This is a genomic window from Streptomyces sp. 8P21H-1 (genome assembly GCF_013302945.1).
The window spans coordinates 1-1,701 of sequence record NZ_JABTYA010000021.1; the positions used below are offsets into that span (position 1 = coordinate 1).

The 1,701-nt window shown below is 74.8% G+C and carries 1 protein-coding gene; it reads right to left on the bottom strand.

Annotated elements, in window-relative coordinates; genetic code table 11:
* Positions 1 to 138: 138 nt before the first annotated feature.
* Positions 139 to 1,287: an acyl-CoA dehydrogenase family protein gene (locus HO151_RS00550; RefSeq protein ID WP_173894171.1), complete on the bottom strand. Its 1,149-nt coding sequence runs from the start codon at positions 1,285 to 1,287 to the stop codon at positions 139 to 141.
* Between the last annotated feature and the right edge of the window lie 414 nt (positions 1,288 to 1,701).

The following is a 1,701-nucleotide window of genomic DNA, read 5'->3' on the forward strand; positions in this document are numbered from 1 at the left end:
CCGAGGGTCGTCCCGTGGTGAACGCGGAGGGCAAACCGGGGTTCGTGCTGTAGCGGGCCCGGGCCCGAACCCTTCGGCCGAGCGTTCCTTCACCCCCCACGGCGTCCCGCGTCGCCCCCACGGCGTCCCACGGCCCCTTCATCCCAGGGGGTGCGCCGCCAGCAGGTCCCCCAGCGCCTCCTCGTGTGCTGCCGCCGGGCCGAGCGAGAGCTCCAGGTGCTTGGCCCAGGCGTGGTACCGGTGCAGCGGGTACTCGGTGTCCGCGCCGAAGCCCCCGTGCAGGTGCTGGGCGGTCTGCACGACCCGGCGTACGCCCTCGGAGGCCCAGATCTTGGCGACGGCCACGTCACCGGACGCGGGCAGGGCCCCGCCCGCGCCCGTGCCGATGCGCCAGGCGGCCTGCCAGAGGGTCGCCTCCATCGCGCGCAGATCGATGTAGCGGTCGGCGGCCTGCACGGCCACGGCCTGGAACGTGGCGATCGGGAAGCCGAACTGCTCCCGCTTGCCGGTGTACTCGCTCGTCATGGCGAGCACGCGCTCACCGAGTCCGAGGGCCAGCGCGCAGGTCCCGGTGACGAGCAGGTTCCGCAGCCACTCCCAGGCACCGTCGGCCTCGATGACGTCACCCGCGGGGACCCGTACGGAATCCAGCCGCAGTTCGCCGAGCGACTCGCCCGTCGTGGAGATCTGCTCGGCGAGCACGGCGCCCCGGTGCCCGCGCGGTACGAGGGCCAGCACGGAACGGCCCGAAGCGGCGTTCGGGCCGGTGTTCAGGGCGGGTACGAGGACGAAGTCGGCGTTCCGTGCCCAGGGGACGGCCGTCTGCAGCCCGTCCAGCACCCACGCGTCACCGTCCCGCCGGGCGCTCACGGCGAGTTCGGCGCCGTCGTGGCCGGTGCGGCCGTGCGCGGCGACGGTCAGCACCAGTTCGCCCCGGCCGGCCCGTGCGAGCAGGCGGGTCCGCAACTCCTCGCCGCCGTACGCCTGTACGGCGACGGCGGCCGCCGTGCTCTCCAGCAGCGGCACCCTGGCGAGCACCTTCGCCGACTCCCGCAGCACCAGGCACAGGGCGACCACGTCCAGACCGGCGCCGCCGTGGCGCTCGTCGAGCAGCAGGCTCAGCAGGTCCGCGTCGGCGAGCCGGGCCCACAGAACGCGGTCGACGTCGTCCGCGACGGCGCCCGCGGTCAGCGCGGGACTCGGCACACCGTCCGGCGCGACCCCCGCGAAGACCGCCTTCGCCGCTTCCACGGCCGCCTGCTGCTCCTCGCCGAAGGTGAAGTCCACGGGTCCGTCCTTCCAGCTCGTCCAGCTCGTCCAGCTCGTCCAGCTCGTCCGGATGGTCCGGCTCGTCCGCGTGACCGGCCCGTGCGCTTCGTCCGGACGCCGGCCGGTCCGGCGGAGCGCCAAGATAGAACAGGTTCTACAAGAAGGGAACGCCGGTGCGCCGGAAGGGCGGGACCGTAGGGTGTCCACCTCTGTGGACGGCCCCGTGGCCGCCGTGCCCCCTGGGCTGTGCCCGGCGGGTGGGCCTGAGTACCGTTCCGGTGCGGCCGTCACGGCACGGGCGGCGGTACTCGGCAGACACGGGAAGACAGGACGCAATGGACGCGCACGACGAGGATGCGAACGCCCGGCCCGTGCCGGGCGAGCCGGCGGCCGCCGTCCCCGGGCCCCCTCCCCCCGCCGGCTCCGCCCCCG